The 15,685-nt window shown below is 71.2% G+C and carries 8 protein-coding genes; all 8 read right to left on the bottom strand.

Translation table 11 applies throughout. The annotated features are described in order from the left end of the window. Positions 1-203: 203 nt before the first annotated feature. Positions 204-4,649 (bottom strand): FtsK/SpoIIIE domain-containing protein, encoded by a 4,446-nt coding sequence (locus AR539_RS07900; protein WP_066434494.1) that lies wholly within the window; start codon positions 4,647-4,649, stop codon positions 204-206. Beyond that, the gene (locus AR539_RS07895) at positions 4,646-5,422 is read right to left on the bottom strand and encodes a hypothetical protein (RefSeq protein ID WP_082699323.1); all 777 of its coding nucleotides are present in this window, start codon (positions 5,420-5,422) and stop codon (positions 4,646-4,648) included. The genes AR539_RS07900 and AR539_RS07895 overlap by 4 nt, the downstream gene beginning before the upstream one ends. 92 nt (positions 5,423-5,514) lie before the next feature. Then, positions 5,515-7,164 (bottom strand): serine/threonine-protein kinase, encoded by a 1,650-nt coding sequence (locus AR539_RS07890; RefSeq protein ID WP_066434492.1) that lies wholly within the window; start codon positions 7,162-7,164, stop codon positions 5,515-5,517. Further along, positions 7,161-9,164 carry a hypothetical protein gene (locus tag AR539_RS07885; protein WP_066434490.1) on the bottom strand — a complete coding sequence of 668 codons (2,004 nt, stop codon included), beginning with the start codon at positions 9,162-9,164 and terminating at the stop codon, positions 7,161-7,163. The genes AR539_RS07890 and AR539_RS07885 overlap by 4 nt, the downstream gene beginning before the upstream one ends. After that, positions 9,148-10,257 (bottom strand): PP2C family protein-serine/threonine phosphatase, encoded by a 1,110-nt coding sequence (locus tag AR539_RS07880; protein ID WP_082699246.1) that lies wholly within the window; start codon positions 10,255-10,257, stop codon positions 9,148-9,150. Before AR539_RS07880 ends, AR539_RS07885 begins: the two co-directional genes overlap by 17 nt. Beyond that, positions 10,254-11,708, bottom strand: a complete 1,455-nt coding sequence (locus tag AR539_RS07875; protein ID WP_066434488.1) for an RDD family protein — start codon at positions 11,706-11,708, stop codon at positions 10,254-10,256. Before AR539_RS07875 ends, AR539_RS07880 begins: the two co-directional genes overlap by 4 nt. Continuing rightward, positions 11,705-14,305, bottom strand: a complete 2,601-nt coding sequence (locus tag AR539_RS07870) for a transglutaminase-like domain-containing protein (RefSeq protein ID WP_231728536.1) — start codon at positions 14,303-14,305, stop codon at positions 11,705-11,707. Before AR539_RS07870 ends, AR539_RS07875 begins: the two co-directional genes overlap by 4 nt. Continuing rightward, positions 14,302-15,633, bottom strand: a complete 1,332-nt coding sequence (locus AR539_RS07865; RefSeq protein ID WP_066434480.1) for a DUF58 domain-containing protein — start codon at positions 15,631-15,633, stop codon at positions 14,302-14,304. Before AR539_RS07865 ends, AR539_RS07870 begins: the two co-directional genes overlap by 4 nt. Positions 15,634-15,685 lie beyond the last annotated feature (52 nt).

The raw sequence follows: 15,685 nt of genomic DNA, 5'->3' as shown, positions 1-15,685 counted from the left end.
TTCGACGCCCGGGGAACGGAAATCATCAGCCACCCACGCCCGCCCAAAGGAACCGTCTACATCGGCCTCAACGGCCCGGGCAAGCAACCGTCCACGAAGTCCTGAGACATGAAATGTCCACGATCAGCTGAGACATGAAGTGTCAACGATCAGGTGAGACATCACACGGCCCGGAAGCAACCACAACTGATAGCGCAACGGGTTTAGTTCCGGTTCTCCGGCGGCAGCGCCACCTGGAGCTTGCGGACCTTGCCGCGGCCCACAATGTAGCCGCGGCCCGGGATGAAGTCGGTACTGATCCGGCCCAGCGAGGTGCTGAGCAGGCTGTCGCCGTCGATGTCCCCGGGGTTGAGCAGCAGGCCGCGGCGGCCGGACTTGAACGGCTGCGCCAGGGACCACGCCGAGGACCAGGTGGAGGTCTCGGATTCGCCCACCACCCACTGCTCGGCCTTGATCGAGGACGTGATGAGCCGTTCGATCCCGGATTCCGCGCCCGTGTCGGTGAAGTCCGTCAGGCCCTCGATGAAAATGGCCAGCTTGCCCGGCGTGCCGGTGGAGTAGTCCACCAGCTCGTCCAGGGCTTCCTCAACGTCGTCAGGACCCACCACGGAGCGGTCCCACAGCTTGAGGGACGCGGCGGCCGAGCGCCGGGAGCCCAGGTAGATCAGTTCGACGCCGGGATTGGAGCGGCGCAGCGCGTACGCCAGGGTCACCAGGGCCACGGTGCGGCCGGAGCCGGGAGGGCCTGCCAGCAGCAGCGGGCCCTTGGCCAGGATCTCGGCCGGCTGGAGCGTCTCGTCGTCGACGCCGATCACCGGCAGGTCCGGGCTGCCGGCGGGAAGGATCTCGAGGTCGATCTGGTCCGGGAGGCGTTCAATCCGCGGCGCGCGTTCCATGCCCTGGCGCAGCATGGCGTCGGCGAGCTTGTGCACCTCGCGGGCCTGCACGGCCAGGTTGGAGTTGCCGCCCAGCACCGCCAGCTGCACCTCGAGGCTGCCCAGCAGGCCGCGGCCCGGAGGCGAGGCCTGGCCCAGGACATCCTTGGGCACGTCCATGGACAGGTAGTCGTCCTCGGAGGAAAGCCGCAGGACCAGCCGGCGCTGGATGGAGGCCAGCAGCGACGCGGGCACGGAGTTGGGCCGGTCCGCGCTGACCACCAGGTGGATGCCCAGCGGGCGGCCGTCGGTGGCGAGCTGCAGGAAGATGTCCCACAGCGCCGAGAGCTTGCTGTATTCGTAGGCCTCGCGGAAGGCTGACATGCCGTCCACCAGCACGAAGATCCGCTTCTCCTCCGGCTGGTTCGCCAGGGTGCGGTACTCCACGATGGTGGACGCGCGGACCTCCGCGTAGCGGGCGGACCGGTCGTCGGCGAGGTCCCGCAGCCAGCGGAGCAGCCGGCCGACGCGTTCGACGTCGTCGCCGTTGATGATCTCGCCGACGTGCGGCAGCTCATCGAGCATCTTCAGCCCCGAGGAGCCGCAGTCGATGCCGTAGACGTGCACCGGGCCGCCGCGCGGGGTGACGGCGGCGGCGATGGCGATGCCGCGCAGGGCGGCGGACTTGCCGGAGCCGCCCGTGCCGTAGATGGCCATGTTGCCGTCCTGGTCCGGCTCGTAGAACACGGTGGGCTGGTCCTGGTGCGCGGGGTCGTCCGCGACGCCGAGGAGCAGCCGTTCGTCCGTGCGGGGGTTCGGCAGCTTGGAGAAGTCGTACGTGGTGGCGAGCTCGTCCAGCCAGGGTTTGCGGGGCGGCTCGATCGAGAGCACGTCGGCGGCCCGGATGATGTTGGCCGTCATGCGGGCGATGTCGTTCGGGCCCGCGGCCTCCTCCCGTACCGGGGTTTCCGGGGCCGGGGCGGCCCAGGCCGGGCCGGAGCCGAAGGCCATCTCGACGATCTCGATCTGCGGCCGCTGCGGCTTTTCCGTGGTCCAGCCGCCGGCGTACCCGGTCTGGAAGCCCTGGATCCGGCCGGGGCCGGTCTTGGCGGCGCCGCGGCCGGGAATGGAGGGATCGAAGTAGGCCGCGGTGGGCACACCGAGGATGTCCACGGCGTCGTCCTCGTCGGCCATCCGCAGCGCCACCCGCAGGTTGGTGTTGGCGCGCAGGCTCTCCTTGATGACACCGGCGGGCCGCTGGGTGGCCAGGATCAGGTGCAAGCCCAGGGAACGGCCGCGGGCGGCGACGTCCACCACCCCGTCGACGAACTCCGGCACCTCGGTGGCCAGGGCGGCGAACTCGTCCACGATGATCACCAGGTACGGCGGCGCTTCCGGGTCCGCTTCGCGCTGCAGTTCCAGCAGGTCCTTGGCTTTCTTCCGGTTCAGCAGCCGTTCCCGGTAGTGCAGCTCGGCCCGCAGCGAGGTCAGCGCGCGGCGGACCAGATGCGGGGACAGGTCGGTGACCAGGCCCACGGTGTGCGGGAGGTGCAGGCAGTCCGCGAACGCGGCGCCGCCCTTGTAGTCGACGAACAGGAAGCTCACCCGGTCCGGGCTGTACGCCGCGGCCATGCCCATCACCCAGGACTGCAGGAACTCGGACTTGCCGGCGCCGGTGGTGCCGCCGACCAGCGCGTGCGGCCCCTCGTTCTTGAGATCGAGGTAGAGCGGTTCGATGCCCTTGGAACCGACCAGCGCCCGCAGGGTGCCGTTGTCCTTCCGGTTGGGGACCGCGGAGGCGTGCACGGAGTTGTTTTCCGTCCAGCGCTCGGCCACGGCCGCCGGGTTGTCCAGGAAGTCCTTGCCGATCAGCGTCGCGTAGGACACCGCGCGCGGCAGGTCGGAGTCGTCCTCCAGGGGCTTGCCGACGTCGACGACGGGCGAGAGCATGCGGGCCAGCTGGGCCGCGAGGCCGGCGTCGAGGCTTTCGCAGCTCACCGGGAAGGTGTGCCGGCCCAGCCGGACCTGGCCGGTGGTGGTGCCGTGGTCGCCGTCGACCGCCATGAAGTCCCGGCACGCGGCGGGCAGCTGCTGCACGGAGGAGGCCACCCACATCACGTGCACGCCGGAGTCCGGGCCGCGCTCGAGGACCCGGGTGAGCCGGCCGCGGTCCACGGGGGCGTCGTCCTCGACCACCAGCAGCACGGTGGGCACCAGCGGCTCGGGCAGGTCGGTGCTGAGCGGGTCGAGGCCGGGCCGCAGGGCCGGGCGGGGTTCCTGCGCGGCGGCCTCGCGCTGGTCGATCAGGTCTTCCAGCCGGGAGAGCAGCGCCGAACCGCCGGCCGGGCCTGCTGCGAGGTGGTCGCCGCTGAGCGGGCTGTGGCCGGAGCCGACGTGCGGGAGCCACTGCAGCCACTCCCAGCGGTCCTTCGACTGCGCCGAGGTGATGGCAGCCACCACCACTTCCGCGGGCGAGTGGAGCCCCACCAGCTGCAGCACCATGCCGCGGGCCACGTCGTCGACCAGGCCGCGGGAACCGGCGAGGCCGAAGGACCCGGCGGTGCGCAGCTGCGAGACGATCGGCACCCCTTCGATGTCCTGGAACTGCGCCATGCACTCGCGGATTTCGGCCATGTACTCGGCCTCGGTGTCGTTGCTGTTGGGCTCCTCGAACTGGATCCTCGAGGGGGCCGTGCCCAGGCCGAAGCGCAGGCCCAGGAACCCGGTGTGCTCGGGCCGGTGGGTCCAGAGCAGCGGGCCGAGCTTGTAGATCGAGTCCACCGTGTCACTGACCGACGGTGCTTCCTGCAGCCGGACCGAGCGCTCCACGTTCTGCAGCCGGGTGATGTCCGTCCGGAAGGCTGCCATGGATTCGCGGAACTGCTTGTGCTGTTCCTTGCGTTCCCGCTTGGCCTGCAGCTTCTGGTCCACGTAGTGGCCCACGATGAACAGCGGCATCATCAGCATGAACACGACGGACAGCACGTTCTGGGTGACGGCGAAGAGGATGCCGCCCATCATCAGCGGCGCGAGCAGCATGATGTACGGGAACGCGTGGTGCTCCTGGCGTTTGGGGCCGGCAGGGAGCATCCGCTTCTGCTGCTCAAACCGCGGCACCACACGGGGCGAACGGTTGAAGTCGATGAGCGGGGACGTGGGCCCCGCGCCGTGCCCTGTGCCCAGCTGCACCACGGCGACGGTGGTGTCGCCCAGGGCCACGGTGTCCGAGGAGTTCAGGGTGGCACGGGTGACCGGCAGCCCGTCCATCAGCAGGCCGTTGGCCGAATTCGTGTCCACGATCTCGACGCTCTCGCCGACGGTGATGCGGGCGTGGCGTTTGGAGGTGAGCGGGTCCGTGAGCCGGACGTCGGCGTCGCGGCCCCGGCCGATGTAGCTGGTGCCGGACGGCAGCGAGAATTCGCGTCCGACGTCGGGCCCGGACAGCACCCGCAGCGTCGCCGCGGCGGGTCCCCGGTTTGCCGCCGGCGCCCCGAACTGCTCGCTGAGCTGGGTCAGCGACACGATGGAGCCGGGCCGCAGCCCGGATTCGAGCAGGTTGTCCCCGCGGTCCAGGGTGGTGCCTTTCAGGCCGCCGGCGGCGAAGGCTTCCTCGATGCTGAGGGACAGGTTCGACGGCGGCGGGGTCCCCCGGCGTGCCGGGTCGGCCGCCCACAGCTGGGTGGCGATGTCCGCGACGGTGGCGAGCCCGTCCACGGTGACGGCCAGGTCTTTGGCCTCGGCTGGGTCGCGGCGCAGCGTCAGTCGGATTCTCACCCTTGGCCGCCCTTCTTCTGGTCTTGGCTTTTGTTGTCCGGGCTTGTGTTGTCAGGGCTTGCGTCGTCCGGGCCGGGTTCGCCGGTGCGGAATTTTTCCAGCAGGTACAGGTCGGCCGGGGTCACCAGGTGCGAGGTGACGGCGTGCTCCACCAGCCGGGCCCGGCGGTTGGTGGCGAGTTTTCCGCCGCCGCCGCGGAGGCCGGCCACCCCCACCCGGTCCAGCTTGTCGCAGACGTTGTCGAGCTTCCGGTTGAACCGGGTGAGCGCCCAGCCCAGGGTCTTGGCGGCGTCGGCGGAGGACGGGATGGCGCTGAAGCCGGTCCCCTCGCGGCGCAGTACGGGTTCGGCGAGGGCCACGATCAGTGCCTTCTGCGAGTCGGTGAACACCACCGGGCCGATGGTGGTGTCCCCGCCGCTGTCCTCCTCGCGCGATTCCTGCCGGAACGCGGGGGTCCGGAGGTGCACGGCGAATTCGTAGGTGGTGGGGCCGGCGGTGAAGATGACGTTGGTGTGGCTGAAGACCAGCGGGATCCGGGCCCCCGGCGACAGCCAGGCCTGCATTCCGCCGGATGCGTCGGCGATGGTCGCGGAGAGCATGCTGCCCACGTTGCTGAGCCACCAGATGCCGTCGTAGCGGGCGATCTGCAGGAACTGCCGGTGCAGGTAGGGGTTGTCGTCCACCTCAAGGTCGCCCTCGCGGCCGATGCTGAAGATGTCCTCGTCCGAGGGCTCATGCCATTCGCCGCAGAAATCTATTGCCAGATCCCCCATCATCCGTACCTTTCCGGGAAGTCGTTGGTGTGTGGTGCCGGTGCCGTGCACTGCCGGTTGGCGCGCTGGTGCCCTGCTACTTCGGAGGCCTGCTACTTCGGGACGCAGGCGATTGAATCGGGTCCCAGCGGGGAGGAGGCCCCGTCGCTGCGGACGATCATCACCTGGATGCAGCTGGGTTCGCTCGGGTTCGCCGCCATTTCGGCGGCCGGCCCGTCGGCGGCCTGGTACGGCCCGTCGCCCGTGAGGGTGTGGACCCGCCACTTGTAGCTGTCGCCGGGCTTGGGCTGCGGATTGGTCCAGGTGAAGCTGACCTTCCCGGCAGGTCCGGCCGTGCCGGCCAGCCCGGTGACGTCCGGGACGGTGCCGTTGTCCAGGGCATCCGCGGGCGGCTTGCTGACCTGGTCCGTGGCTTTCGGTGCCGGATCGGGCCGGGTGGTGCCCGCCACGAGTCCCAGGCCGACGGCGGCTACCAGCACAGTGCCGCCGACGATCGCCAGCATTAGGTTCCGGCGGCCGTGGCCGTTGGTCTCCTCCCCCGCGCCGTCGACGCCGTCGCTGCCTGCCGTGTCGGCGGACGGGGCGGCGCTGGAGCGGTTGACGGTGGCGGCGAGGTCGTCGTCGTCCGGCGCCGGCCGCCGCGGGGCGGGGGCATCGAACCCCGGCAGTGCCCGGGGCCGCTGGACCGTCCGGTTGTTGAAGGTGGTGGCGTTGTCAGGCTCCCCTCCGGTGTCACCGCCGGTGTCACCGGCCGGGAGCCGGGCCGGGAAGGTGGGCGCGTTGCCGGTGGCGTCCGGGTCGATCGCGGCGACGCTCCGGACCCGGGTTTCCTCGACGCCGTCGTCCGCGTGGTGTTCCTCGGCGCGCGGCTCCTCCAGGACCTCGAACGGGGTCACCGAGAGGTTCAGTTCGGCCTGGATCCGCTGCAGGGCCAGGGCGAAGGCGTGCGCGGAGGAATAGCGGGAGGAGGCGGACTTGGCCATCGCCGTCGAGAGCGCCAGCTCCAGGGATTCCGGCACGTCGGCGCGGCCCAGCCTGGGCAGCGGCAGGTTGGTGATGCGCGAGATCAGTTCGCGCTGGGAATTGTCCGCTCCCGGCAGGACGAACGGGGACCGGCCGGCCAGCAGGGTGTACAGGGTGGCGCCGAGCGCCCAGACGTCCACCAGGACGCCGTCCACCTGGTGTCCGGTGAACTGCTCCGGCGGGGACCACGGGATGGACATGCCCGCGTCTTCGTCGGCGTCCCCGGCCAGCGTGCCGGAGATGCCGAAGTCGGTCAGGGCGGGCCGGTTGTAGTCCGTGACCAGGATGTTGGCGGGCTTGATGTCGCGGTGCGCGATTCCGGCCCGGTGGGCGGTCTCGACGGCGGAGGCCACCTGGATGCCGACGGCGAGGACCTCGTCCACGCTGAACCGCTGGCGCCGGTAGCGGACGTCCAGGCTGGGCCGGGAGCAGTACTCCATGGCCAGGTACGAGTGCCCGGCGTCGGTGATCTCCGCTTCGAAGATCGTCACGATGTACGGGTGCGAGGACAGCTGTGCCATCAGGTTCGCTTCGGATTCGAAGCGGCGCCGGGCGCCCTCGGTCTTCAGGTCGGAGAGCAGCACCTTGACGGCCACCTTGCGGCGCGGCCGGTCCTGCTCGTAGAGGTAGACGTCGGAGAACCCGCCGGACCCGAGCAGGCTGATGTAGGTGAAGCCGGGGATGGCCGGCGGCGGGGCGACCGGGCGTTTGGTACTCACGGGATCTCCTCAAAGCGCAGGGAAATGCCGTCCCCGACGTCGGCGATGTCGCCGTCGAGCAGGATGGCCATCTCGCCCTGGGCCAGCCGGCGCGGCGGCTGGCCCTCGCGGATCAGCACAGTGCCGTTGGTGGCCTTGAGGTCGCACAGCATCACATGCCAGCCTTCCAGCCGGACTTCGACGTGCGAGCGGGAAATGTCCCCGCTGGGGCTCGCCACCTGGACCAGCTTCGGCATGACGGCGCCCTGGACGCGCGACACCGAGGGCTGGCGTCCCACGATCAGGGACTGGTCCAGGTCGATGAGCTCGCCGGTGGACAGCCGCATCCGGCCCAGCCGGGGGCGGCGGACCTGGATGCCGTCGCCGGGCAGGGGCGCACCGCAGCGCCCGCACTGCGAATAGGTGGAGGGGTTGGCGTGTCCCTGCGGGCAGACCCGGGCCAGCACCATGGGACCGGTGGACGGGGCGGCGCCCGGGTCCGGGGCGGCTGCGGGCCGCGGCTGCGCGCCGGCAAGATCGCCCTTCATGATCGTCTGGCCGTCGTGGTCGGCGTCGGCCGGCATCTGCGGGGCGGGTGCCTGCGGGGCGGACGGCGGGACGAAGGCCGTCGGCGGCACGAAGACAGCTGGCGGCGCCAGCGGGGATGCCGGGGACGCCGACGGCCGGTCGCCGCCGGTGTTCCACGGCACGGAGTCGATAAGGCCCGTGGGCAGCGGGTTCCGTGGTGCCGCCGGCGGTTCCGGCGCGAAAGCAGCAGCGGGCGCGGGGCCGGCGGTGTCAGGTTCCGGAACCTCAGGCGCCGTGCCCGGGCCCGGGGTTTCTGAATGCCCGGGTTCCGGGGAGCCCGCCGGATCCGCCCCGGGACCGCTGCGGTGGTCGGAGCCTGCTGCGGGCTCGGAAGCAGATTCGACGGCGGGATCGGCGTCGGGGTCCTCGCGGACGGCGGCGTCTTCGATGCTCCGCATCACGGTCTGTTCCCAGAGGTGGTCGTAGCTGCTGGTCGGCTCCTGCTCGGCCGGTTCCGGCGCGGCGGCAGGCTCCGGGGCACTGTCGGGCTGCTGCGGGGACGCCGCAGCAGCATCATCAGTTTCCGCGGCGGGGCCGGTGTCCGGCGCGGGGTCATCCTGGGCTGGGTCATCCTGCGCGGGGTCATCCTGAGCTGGGTCACCCTGCGCGTCGGCGTCGAGATCCTCTTCGGAGAACTCCAGCACAGTCTCCGCGGAGGCGCCGTGGTCGGTGAGCCCGGCGGCCATGTCAGCCTCGGCGGCCGCCAGGACTTCATCCTCCGAAGCGGCCTCGTCCGCTGCCCCGGGGTCCGGCTGCACCGGGCCGGCCGCCAGGGCGGCCGTTGTCGCCGCGGGCGGAATGGCGGCGGGAGCAATCTCGGCAGGAGCAATCACGGCGGCCTCCGCGGGCGCAGCCGCGGGCACGGACCCGGCGGCCGCGGGTGCAGCCGTGGGCACGGACCCGGTGCCGGCCGAAGGTGCGGCGCCGGTGAGGTCCACCCGCAGGGCCCGCAGCAGGACCACCCCGTCAGTCAATGGCAAGTCCTGTGCTTGGTCCTGGGTTGCGTCCTGTGCCTGGTCCGCGGTGCCGACGGACTCGGCAGCGGTTTCGTCCGCGGGGACTGTCAGGCTGAACCCGTCGGCCGCCGCGAAGCGCCGTTCCGTCCAGGTAGTGACATCGCGGCCGCTCAGTTCCGCCGGGCCCGAGGGCAGGTCCACGGTGAGGTCGATCTCGCCGCGGAGGAACACCTGGACGGGGCCGCGGCATGCCACAATCGCGAACCACGGCAGCCGGGCCAGGGAACCGCCCGAAGCGGCGGAGACGGCGTCGAGCACTTCATGGGCCTCGGGGCCGGTGGCCAGAAGCTTCCACAGGGAGTCGACGAGGTCCGCCCCGCTGTCCGGGCGCAGCAGCACCACGGTTCCGGAGCGCACCACGCCGAGCCAGCTGCCGGGTGTGTAGCGCGCGGCGGCGGGGTTACTGCTTGCCATCATGCGGGTCCTTGGCTTTTTCTGCCTCAGCGGCTGCGTCAGCGGCTGCGGCAGCGTGTTCTTCAGCGGCCGGCACTTCGGGGCCAACTGCCCCGGCCGGCGCCCCGTCAGCCGTTTCCGCTCCGGGGAGCAGCTCCCCGTTGGGGGCCAGATCCAGGGCATCGGTGCGGGGCAGGGTGTCCTCGTCCTCCGCTGCGGCTGCGCTGCGCGGCGCCGTCTGGGCGGCGGCGTCGTGGTGGGTGACGTTGGTGGCGTCCAGCACGATGCAGGTGACGTTGTCCCGGCCGCCGCTGCGGAGGGCGGCCTGGATGAGTTCGTCCACGGCCGCCTGCGGGTCCGCGTGGGCGCGCAGGATGTTGGCGATGTGCTGGTCGTCGAGTTCGCCGTTGAGCCCGTCGGAGCAGACCAGGATCCGGTCGCCTTCGTCCATGGGCAGCAGCCAGTAGTCGGCCTCAATCTCGTCGCCCGTGCCGAGGGCGCGGGTGACGACGTGCCGGCGCGGATGCACGGCAGCCTCGGCCTGGCTGATCTGCCCGGCGTCGACCAGTTCCTGGACCTCGGAGTGGTCCACGCTGACCTGGGTGAGCTTGCCCTGGCTCAGCCGGTACGTCCGGGAATCGCCGATGTTGAGGACCAGCCAGTACGGGACGCCCGTCTGTTCCACCACCACAACACCGGAGAGGGTGGTGCCGGCGCGGGAGCCCGTGGCCTCGCGGATACTCTCGTCGGCCATCAGCAGGTGTTCCTGCACGACGCCGGCGGTCGCGTCGCGTTTGCCGCTGGCCAGTTGCGGGATCCGGGCGAGCGTCCGGACGCAGATGCCGCTGGCGATCTCCCCGGCCTCGTGGCCGCCCATGCCGTCCGCCACCGCGAAGACGGGGTCGGAGGCGATAAAGGAGTCCTCGTTCATTTCCCGGCGCAGGCCGCGGTCAGTGCCGTAGCCGCAGTTGAGGCGCAGGCTTGAGGCGGCGCCGGCGGCCACGTCGGGGCCGCCTCCGGCAGCATTCGCGGCTTCGTCCAGGGACGTGGCAGCGGCGGGTACGGGGGCGGTGTCGGGACCGGGGGCGGAGGGAACAGCGGCCGGCGAGGGATTCATGCCTGTCCTAGGTAGAAGGAGCGGTCACCGAAGTGGACGGTGGAACCTGGGCGGACGTGGGTGGGCTCCCCGGCCGCAAGGGCGGTACGGATACCGTCCGGGGTGGTCACGGCGCTGCCGTTGGTGGAATTGCGGTCCGTCACCCAGACGCCCCCGTTGCCGGCGAGCAGGTGAAGGTGGGTTTTGGAGATCGAGCGGCCCGGATCGGCGACCGGGATCAGCTGCACGGACTCCTCGCCGGGGTGGCCGGCGGGGTTCCGGCCGATCAGCACCGTACGGTCCAGTTCGATATCGCGGCCGTCGTCCAGCCGGATCCGGAGCATGGCCACGGTCACCGGGGCGTGGGTGTCGCCGCGCACCTGGGTGCGGTCGTGGTCGTCATCCGGATGCGGCAGCTGCCGGACCGGGGAACTTTCGACGGCGACCCGGGCGGGCTGGGCGGCGGCGGCCGGCTGGACGGCAGGACGCACCTCGGCCGGCTGGACTGCGGAAGGCAAAACCGTGGCGGGCGGCTGGACCTGATTGACGGGGGCGGCGGGCGGCTGCCACTGGTTGGGGTCGAGCACCGCCGGAGCGGGCGCGGCGGCAGCAGCGGCCGCGGCCAGCGGCGAGGCCACCTGCTGGACCGGCGGGAGGTCCAGCGGCGCAAAGCTGTACGGTCCGGCGATGCCGCCGGTAGTGATGGGGTTGCGTCCGGCCTTGACGTCGAAGACGAGCGTTTTCGCGGCCGTATCGTGCCAGCCGCGGAGCTTGCCGTTGCGGTCCCAGGTGCTGGACAGCACCACCAGGACAGCCCACGCAGCACCCAGGAACAGGAGCGGGCCGAGGATCAGCAGGGCCATGCCGAACCACTGGAAGACCACCACCGCGGCGGCGGCCACCACGGCCAGCAGGACGCCGGCACCGGTGATGAGGCCCCGGAGGAACACCGCGCCGCCGCCCGGGGCATAGCCGTCGGCGTCCGTGCTGCGGATGCCCATCAGGCGGTTGCCGGGGGTTGCGCCGGACCGGCCTTCGAGGATGGCCAGGACCACCACGTAGGCCAGGGTGACGCCCGCGCCGATGCCTCCGAAGAGCACCAGGGAGGAGGTGTCGTAGACGATGAACCCGCCGCGCTGGGTCCGGGTGATGCCGGCGAACCCGAGCGCCAAAAGGATCGCCAGGACGGTGACCGGCGGCAGCCAGTCCAGCACGGCTGCGGCCAGCCGTTTCCCGGCAGTTGCGGGAACCAGCTCAAGTTTGCTTGGCACGGCAGGACCTCCCCCTTGTCCGTGGCCCGCGGCCGGGCCCGGCGTTACGGGGATACTACCGGGGATCTGGGCATGCTCCCGCGCGTTGCGGGCGTTCCGCGCGGAACGGTTGCTCAGCGGCGTCCCGCACGAGGTGCAGAAGGCTGCTCCCGCGCGGAGCGGCTGCTGGCAGCGCGGGCAGCGCTCGGCGTCGTCGGTCATGGCTCGTTGCGGCTCTTCCTGGCAGTCTTCCTGGCGGTCTGGCTGGCGGTCTGGCTGGCGGTCTGGCTGGCGGTGTGGCTGGTCGTGGACCCGGCGCCGTCAGCACCGTCACTGGGTACTCCTGCGGCCGGACCGGGTTCCACTGTACCTGCGGGCGATTCCTGCCCACCTGCTGCCACGCCCTTCCTGCCGGGCAGCACAGGCCGGAGGCCCTGCAGTTTCAGCACCGCCCTGCCGTCGGCGAGCAGGGAACGCGGTGAGAACCGGGCGCGTTGCCGTCCCCAGAACCCGAGGCCTCCGGTCATCTCCTTGAGCGAGCCGTCCACGATCTCCCAGTACTGCCGCACCTGGTCCTCACTGGGCTGGCCCGCACCAAAGATCGCGGCGTCGGCCCGGTTGGCGAGCAGCGTGGTGGTCCCCCCGGCGGCCGGGAAGGCATCCGCGAGCACGACGGCGGACTCGCGCCGGGTGGCGCGGGTGTCGACGCCGGCGCCGAGGTCGGTCGCCAGGCTGAGAACTTCGTTCCAGCCGCCGCCGACGCGCTGCGCGGGAGGCCCGTCGCTGAAACGGGACTTCCGGCGGCGGGACTTCAGCAGCGCAATGAGCAGCAGCGGCAGCGCGAGGATCCCGACCGGGATCAGCGCGATGCCGATCGCCGTGAGGAGGGGGCCCCAGAACAGCCAGGGGTTGTTCTTCTTCTCGTCGGCGTCCAGCGCGTCCGGCGAGGAATCCGGCGGCAGGTCCGCGGGCTCCTGCGGCGGGGGCGGCGGCTGCAGGACCTGCGGCTTGGGCTTGGATTTGCTCTCCGGGTCCGGCGGGATGGGCACGTTGTCCTTGGGCGGGGTGGGGTCGAAGGACACCCAGCCCACCCGGTCGAACGCGACTTCCACCCAGGCGTGGACGTCCTTGCCGGTGATCTTCACTTCGCCGGCGCCGTTTTCGGGGCTCTTGGGATCCGGGTAGAACCCCATCACCACCCGGGAGGGGATGCCGAGGTGGCGCAGCATCAGGGACATCGCGACGGCGTACTGTTCGTCGTCGCCCAGCATCTGCTTGGCGGTGAGCAGGCTCCGGATGCGGTTGGCCCCGTGGCCGGAGACGCTGGGCAGCTGGCCTTCGGCGATCAGGCCGTTGCTGAAGGCGCCGGTCTTCTGGAAGTGCGCCTCGATCTGGCGCACCCGGTCGATGGCGGTGGGGGCGTCGGCGGAGAGGTCGTTCGCCTGGGAACCGACCACCGGGGGCACCTCCGTGGGGTCCGGCAGGGACAGCCGGGCGAAGTCGTACTGCGTCAGCTGCCCGTGTTCCAGGGTGGCGGGGTCTGCCACCTGGACCTGGTAGGCGTCGCCCCGGGCCAGGCCCTTGGTGGTCACGGCCGTGTCCGTCCCGGCGTTGAAGTACAGTCCGGTGGCCGCACCGGAGCCGTCCCGGGCGAAGCTGATTCCGGTGGTCTTGGTGCCGCCCGGCAGGAAGAAGCCCTGGTAGTCCTCGATGGTGATGTCGAGGGTGTAGTTGGTGGTGGGGACGATCCCGGTGGAGTCCGCGAGGGTGTTGAGGGACTTCGCGTCACCCACTTTGCTGAAGCTGCCGGAGCCGTTGGGGTCCATGGTGTAGTTGGTGCCGTTGAACGAATCGAGCGCCGCGAGGCGGACCCGGGCGTCCTTGGGCAGGCCCTTGACCACGAAGAGGCTGTCGTCCTTTTTGTCCTTGACGAAGTTCCGGAAGCTCGCCAGCGGGGTGACGTAGTCCTTGGGGTCGAACGGGGGCACGATGGTGTTGCGCAGCACCCGGCGGTTGTCGTCCGCGGTGACGATCGGGGACACGACGGCGGTGATCCCGACGGCGGCTGCGATCACCGCCGCGGCGGTTCCCAGCCGGCGTGCCTTGGCCGCGCGGGCGGTGGCCTCGTCCTTCTCCAGCCGGTTGACGGAGACCTTGCGGGTGTCGCTGCGGCGGAGCGCATCGCGGCGGAAGGTGGCCCAGGCGATGGCAATGACGGTGAGCGCGATGCCGCGTTCCACCGTAAGGAAGCCGGCGCTGGTGCTGAAGGCGATGCCGGTGACGAAGAGCACCAGCACCGGCAGCAGCGGCCAGTAGGGGCTCTTGCGCCGCCAGATCAGCAGCCCGGCGGCCAGGGCGGTGAGGAGCGAGCTCAGGAACGGCACAATCAGCGTGCCGCCGGCAGTGCCCACGGGAACCCCGACGGTGAGCATGTCCTTCCAGGCGAATACCACGCCGAGGAGCAGGGTGCGCAGCGAGTCGAGGGTGGGCAGGACGCCCGCGATGGCGGCCTCCGGCACGGCGAGGGCGGTGCCGAAGACGAGGTAGGCGCCGAGGGTCAGGGCAGCGGTGATCAGGAGCCCCAGGCGGTAGTGCACGCTGGCCGCTGCCAGGCCCAGGCCCAGCAGGATGCCGCCGAAGCCTGCCACCAGGTAGTAGGGATCGCCGCCGAAGCTGAGGCTGAAGCCGAGGACGCCGAGGCCGAGCAGCGCGGTGAGGGCACCGGCGTCGAGCGCGTAGTGCCAGGCCGGCTGGCCGTCCGCGAAGCCGCTGCGCTTCGCGGCGGTGGTGCGGCGTCGGGTTGCTGGTGCGGAACTCATGCGGCAGCCTTCCTCAGCACGATGGCCAGGTCGGAGAGGTCCCCGAGGGTGAGGACTGTCAGGTCCCCGATGTTGGCCCGGGCCGGGGCGGCGCCGAGCTGGAGCCGGACAGCGAGGCTGCGGACCCCCAGGGGTACGGATGCCGCGGCGGAGCGCAGCTGGGCGGCCGTGACGTTGCTGCCCACCACAAGGAACACCACGGATGCGTTGGGGACTGTGTCCGCCAGGGTCCGGGCGAGGTCGACGGCGTTCTTGCGTTGCGGTGCGCCGACAATCCGGGTCATGTCGTCCAGCATGTTGCGGCCGGTCTCGCAGCGCAGCGGCCCTTTTTGGGTCAGGACGTCGAGGTCGCGCTGTTCGCTGATGGCCTGCCGTCCGATCGAGGCGGCGGCGGAGATGGCCAGTTCGAACTCCTCCTCGGAGGCGTATTCGTCGGTGTTGATGGACAGTGCGATCGCGAGGTGGGCGCGGCGGGTCTCCTCGAACTGGCGGACCATCAGCTTGTTGGTGCGGGCCGTGGTCTTCCAGTGGATGTGCCGCCGGTCATCGCCCGGCACATAGTCGCGCAGGGCGTGGAAGGACACGTCGGCGCTGGACAGGTCGGTGGTGGGCATGCCTTCGAGGTCGCGGATGAATCCGGCGGCCGAGCCGGCCAGTGCCGTGGTCTTGGGGTGCACAAACAGGTCCTCGGGTTCGGTCCAGAGGACCTGGCGGCGCAGCAGGTGCAGCGGGTCGGCGCGGACGGAGCGCACCGGGCCCACCACAATCACGGCGCGGCGCGCGGTGGGGATGGTGAACAGGTCCTCGTGGACCTGCTGCGGTTTCATCCGGGGCAGGTGGAACACGGCGGTGGCGGCGCCGACCGGGAGTTCCAGGTCCGCGGGCAGCAGCGGCCGGGCGGAGGTGTTGGACACCGCGATGCTGCCGACGGCGCTGTCCCCCACCGCGACCCGGGTGCGGGCCAGATCCAGGACCACACCGTAGGAGGACCGGCCCAGGATGAAGCCGACGGCCAGGGCGAACAGCACAAAGGCGGCAATGGCTGCCGCTTTCGCTTCCTGCCAGCCGAAGGCCTGGCCCACCGTCCACAGCAGGATCGCGGCCGCCAGCACGGACCAGCCCAGCACACTCACCACGGAGAGCACCGGCCACGCGTAGCCCAGCCAGAGCTTGCGGACGGCGCGGCCGGCCGGGGCGAGGGCCAGGCCGGCAGTGCTGGCGGCCTCGCCCCAGAGGGACGCGGGATGCAGCCGCGTGGGCCTGCCGTCCCGGTGGAAGAGGCGCTGCAGGTGTTCAGCAAGCCGGGTCAGGGCAGCGCTGGAGGACATATGGGGGCCTTTGTTCGTGCTGGGGTGTGGGGTGCCGGGGTCGTGGGGTGCC

The organism is Arthrobacter sp. EPSL27, assembly GCF_001512305.1.
Classification (GTDB): Bacteria; Actinomycetota; Actinomycetes; order Actinomycetales; family Micrococcaceae; genus Arthrobacter.
Note: the sequence above shows the minus strand (reverse complement) of the source record. Positions and strands in the feature narration are given on the sequence as shown.